Source organism: Pirellulales bacterium, from assembly GCA_036499395.1.
Classification (GTDB): Bacteria; Planctomycetota; Planctomycetia; order Pirellulales; family JACPPG01; genus JACPPG01.
In genome coordinates this window covers 1-4,979 of sequence record DASYDW010000027.1, presented here as the reverse complement: position 1 = coordinate 4,979, position 4,979 = coordinate 1, and the positions used below count along the sequence as shown (strand labels likewise).

The 4,979-nt window shown below is 55.7% G+C and carries 3 protein-coding genes and 1 rRNA gene; all 4 read right to left on the bottom strand.

The features are described from left to right. Nucleotides 1-1,342 (bottom strand): 23S ribosomal RNA (locus tag VGN12_05560); the annotation flags it as partial. 680 nt (nt 1,343-2,022) lie between these two features. Next, nucleotides 2,023-2,394, bottom strand: coding sequence for a hypothetical protein (locus VGN12_05555; GenBank protein ID HEY4308899.1), 372 nt, complete (start codon nt 2,392-2,394; stop codon nt 2,023-2,025). A 73-nt stretch (nt 2,395-2,467) separates the two neighbouring features. Continuing rightward, nucleotides 2,468-3,946 (bottom strand): diguanylate cyclase, encoded by a 1,479-nt coding sequence (locus VGN12_05550; protein ID HEY4308898.1) that lies wholly within the window; start codon nt 3,944-3,946, stop codon nt 2,468-2,470. A gap of 730 nt (nt 3,947-4,676) precedes the next feature. Beyond that, nucleotides 4,677-4,979: DUF2332 family protein (locus VGN12_05545; GenBank protein HEY4308897.1), on the bottom strand; the 303-nt coding region annotated here is incomplete at its 5' end.

The following is a 4,979-nucleotide window of genomic DNA, read 5'->3' as shown; positions in this document are numbered from 1 at the left end:
TTTCGGCGGGCAGGATTCTCACCTGCCTTATCGTTACTCATTCCGGCATAATCACCTCTTGGCCCCACCACCGCTCCTTACGGTACGGCTTGTATCTGACCAAGAGCGCTCTCCTACCACGCGCATTGCCCGAAGGCTTTGCGCATCTACTGCTTCGGTGTGATGCTTACTCCCGTTCATTATGGGCGCAGATCTGCTCGACCAGTAAGCTGTTACGCACTTTTTAAATGGTGGCTGCTTCTAAGCCAACATCCTGGTTGTCTCAGCAAATCAACTTCCTTAGTGACTAAGCATCACTTGGGGACCTTAGCAGGTAGTCTGGGTTGTTTCCCTCTCGACCGCGAAGCTTATCCCCCGCGGACTGACTCCCGAGATAATCGCAATGGTATTCAGAGTTTGGTTCAGCAGAGTACTTGGTGAAAAGCCTCGGACCAATTCAGTATCTTTACCCCCATTGCGTAGTTGCTCAAGGCTAGCCCTATAGCTATTTCGGAGAGAACGAGGTATCTCTGAGTTTGATTAGACTTTCACTCCTCCCCACAAGTCATCCCCTCGGTTTTCAACCCAAGTGGGTTCGGTCCTCCACGCGGTATAACCCGCGCTTCAACCTGCTCATGGGTAGATCACTCAGTTTCGCGTCTACCGCCAACGACCAATTGTCGCCCTATTCAGACTCGGTTTCCCTCAGGCTTCGGTCCGTAAGACCTTAACCAAGCCGCAGACGGTAACTCGCCGGATCATTATGCAAAAGGCACGCCGTCACACATTCCCCGAAGGGCATAGTGCTCCGACCGCTTGTAGGCGTATGGTTTCAGGTTCACATTCCTCCCCTAACAGGGGTTCTTCTCATCTTTCAATCGCCATACTGAGTTCACTATCGGTCATCAGGGAGTATTTAGCCTTACGGGATGGTCCCCGTGGATTCAGTCGGGGTTCCACGTGACCCGACCTACTCAGGTACCTCTCGAGAGATTGCTCGCTGACGCTTACGGGACTGTCACCCTCTGTGGTTCAGCTTTCCAAAAGATTCTGCTAGCTAGCAATTTTGTAACTCTCATGTGAAAGGCCCTACAACCCCGCAGAGGAAACCTCCGCGGTTTGGGCTGTTTCGCTTTCGCTCGCCGCTACTGACGAAATCGATTTTTCTTTCTTTTCCGGTGGGTACTTAGATGTTTCAGTTCCCCACGTTTGCTACGTGTGGTTATGGATTCACCACACGCCAGTTCGGGAATCCCGGGATCAATACTTGTTTGTCAACTCCCCCGGGCTTATCGCAGACTTCCACGCCCTTCATCGCCTCCTGATGCCAAGACATCCCCCATACGCCCTTAGTAGCTTGGCCACATTCATCGAACGCTCTCGCTGGTCAGCAAACTGAATCGCGGACGACCCAGCTCACCAACCCACTCAAACATCAACGAATGATCTTGCTACTCTACTTCTTCCAGGTGCCGGCGAAGGCACTTGGAAGTAACGATTTATACATTCGTACTCTAAGGACATTACATTGGAGTCTTGCACTGGCACACAATCACCCGGCGATTCGCTTGCGCGAATCGTTTGGCAACGTGCCCAGTCAAGATGCCACTCTTGCAACTAACCAAATTGTCAAAGATCGTGACGGCGAACTTGCGATCGCCGCTAGCCTCACATCAACGTCTCGATGCGTGGCCCATCGGTCACATTCTACCGATGCTGCTCATTCGTTACCGAATGGACAGAGGCTGGCAAGGCAAAACGAATCCTTCCTGGAACCGGCTGCCTTACCAGCCTCTGGCCACTTGACTGCAACATTAGCGGAGTTCTCATCCGCGAAGTCTCCGCCGCCTCGGTGGTCAGAGGTCACTTGGGCGGAAACTCAGAATATACCGGGGTGCCCCAGAGCTGTCAAAGGGGGCTAACGAAGATTCTACGAACCGAACGGCCACCGGCAAGGCCGCATTTTCTCGCGAAAAACCTTTACTTGTTGTCACGCCAAATTGCGCCAGCCAAACCGGCGTCCGATATCGTCTCGGACGCGAGCTACCGAGAGGCGTCCCGTTCCATCCAGCGACGACTTGCGACGGCAACGGCGCCGCAGATGCCTGCCATCACCAATACCCACAGCGTCGAATTGACGACGCTCATTAGCGAGTCGTAAATCGGAGGATTGGCCCAACGCGATACCCACGGCACTAGCGCACCGATGGAAAAGGCCCGCATGTCGCCGCGGCTGTAGATTGCGGCGATGAGCAGGGGAGTCGGCAGAATCCAGACCACAAAGATGGCCAGCAGCCAAGCCAACAAGCCGCCGGCTACAGCGAGCAAGCCAAGCAAAACGGTCAGGACCGCTACCGCAATGAGCATCCCTCGCAAGCTGAATTGAAATCGCGGCGGGAAATCAATCGTGGGCATGGCAGGCTCCCGTCAATTTGGGTGAAGGAGCGATCATACCACGCCCGCACGGACGGCGACGAGCCATTTACACCTACACCGTTGCCGGCTGAGACGCCACGACGGAACTTCCAGCGCGTGCCGCGCGAGCCATCAATTGATCGGCCGACTCTTTGGTCTGCAACTGAGCAATTCCGGGACAGGCCCTGAGCTGCACCTGACTGTCTCGGATCGGAAGGGTGGACTGTGCCATGGCTGCGTGTAGTCTTTGGGCCACCAGCGCCGCTTCGGCTTCGGTGCTTCCCGGCAGCATCACGCCAAATTCGCCTTCGTCCAGCCGGGCCAATAGGTCCATCTCTCGCAAGACGGAGCCGGTAAATTGCGCAACGGAATCCAGCATGAGTTGTGCAATCGACTTGCCGTATGTTCGCTTGATCGTGGCATAGTCGTCGATTCGCAAGTGCATCACCGTGAGCGGAATGCCGAACCGTTGACTTTCGGTGACTCGGCGCTGAAGCGTATCGACGAACACCTCCTTGGAAGGCAGTCGATCAACCAAGCCGTTTCCTCCGGCTGCTTCGGATTTCGGGGCTAGCTCGGCGTTGCTTGGCGCCGCGTCGGCACCGATCGGCAAACACATTTTGCCGTCATGCCAATGGCCGCAATTGCGGCCGGCTTCTTTCGACTTGTAGAGCGCGTCATCCGCACGGCGCAGCAGCCGGGCGGGATCGTCGTGTTCGCCGATCTGAGCGACGCCGATGCTGGCCGTCACAGTGAGCTTTTTGCCCTCAAATTTTACGGCGGTAGCCTCAATCGCCTTGCGGAATCGCTCGGCGGCGATGCGTGCCTCGTGAATATCGGTGGCCGGGAGGACGACCGCAAATTCTTCGCCGCCGTAGCGACAAGGCAGGTCCATTTGACGGGAAATCTTGACCAGCACCTTGCCGGCATTTCGCAATACTTCATCGCCCGCTTGATGACCATGTGAATCGTTGAATTGCTTGAAATGGTCGATGTCGAGCATCAAGAGCGTGAACGGGGATTTGCGTCGCTGCCATTCTGCATAGCGGCGTTTCAATTCGTCGTCGAACGCACGACGATTGGCTAGTCCCGTTAGCGAGTCCGTACGGGCTTCGCTTTCAAAATCCCGCAACTCAGACGCTTGAGCCTCGATCTGCTTCTCGGCCGAGGCCAATCGCTCCTTGATCTGATTGTTGGCTTCGACGATTCGACCAATCGTCATGAATACCGCGACATCCGGCCCCGTATTGGTTTCTTGGACGATCGCCCGCAAGTCGTCAGTGATCGCCTCGACATTCGACGTGTGGACGCCCACGTCGCTGAGCACGCCTTTGGCCAAGTCCTGAATGCGGTGCGAGGCCATCATCGCCCGATCGGTGGCTTGCTGCCGGTGGTCGTGCGACTCGCGTTCGCTTTTGTCGTCAGGCTCGGATTGCGATTTGTTGCCACCAAAGAACCAGACACCAGCCGCAAAGCCGATCGCCAGCGCGAACGACGCAAACAGCAAGTTGATCGTCAGCAGCACGCCAATTGAGGAAAAGTCTGGTGACATCGGGGGAATGCTCTAGGGTTGGGATCGTATCTGGTCGTGTAGTCCTGCCGAGTTATCCACAATTGGCGCGGTCTGAGCGAGCACGCGCGTGCGTGAACGCTAATTCGGGAAAAAATACGTCGGCCCAACGAGAAGTCAATCAAAACGTGCGCATTCGCTGGGGTGAAATGCAGCTAGTGCGCCTATCAGGGGGGCAAATCAAGGATCGCTCCGCTTGCGCCGGTTGTAGGAGCGTTCGGGGTGCCCAGCCGTGCAGACGGTGATGACATTTGTAGTAGACGAACACCCAACCCCCGGATGAATATGACGGTTGGCGAAGCCGTCTTCAGACGGGCGCGGAAACGCGCATCGCGACTTCCAATGGCCCGCGCTGAGCGAGCGTCCTCCGGCAAGCTTCGGACAATACAGCGAGTCCAGTGGAGGCAACAGTAGCCAGTAGTGACTTCGGTCAGTCCGATCAAGCAGGTTCGCTGTTTGCATCAGATCCGCAATACAAGTAGCGGCACGGCCAATATTGGCAAGCCTCAGGCGAGCCATTCGATCCAACGTCCATGTTGATCGACTCTTGCCAGCAGCCTCTCTGTTGAATCGCCTTTGTCCCATTGGATCAACCGCAATTCCGGCTTCGGTGTATTAATCCATTCGGCTGAGAGCTGATTTATCGGGCGATGCCTTGAAATACGCTCGAGCAAGGCATTGAATCTTTGGCGCCCCTCATCCGAAAACTGATTCAGAGTGTGGCAATGCAAGACACATACCGTGGACTCCATGGGCTGTGCTCCACCTCGTTGCTGAGCACCGCGAACGCATCGCCCTTCACCAATCGGGCCGGCGTTGCCTTGAACTGTTCGATTGCGTTAGCGCAAAGCCCCATGCGTTGGGGTTTATCTGGCCAGATGAGAGAGCGCAACCAAAGTGCTTCGTGCCTATTCTTCAAATCGATGGTGTGCAAGTCGATTCCGACCCGATGGATAACTTTCGCGAATGTGGGCGAAAAAACAGGTTTTTGATTTCCGATAAGTTCGCAGTGAAG

Bases quoted from the DNA above. Each gene is read 5' to 3' on its own strand.
- VGN12_05555 (HEY4308899.1), bottom strand. From the start codon at position 2,394: ATGCCCACGATTGATTTCCCGCCGCGATTTCAATTCAGCTTGCGAGGG.
- VGN12_05550 (HEY4308898.1), bottom strand. From the start codon at position 3,946: ATGTCACCAGACTTTTCCTCAATTGGCGTGCTGCTGACGATCAACTTG.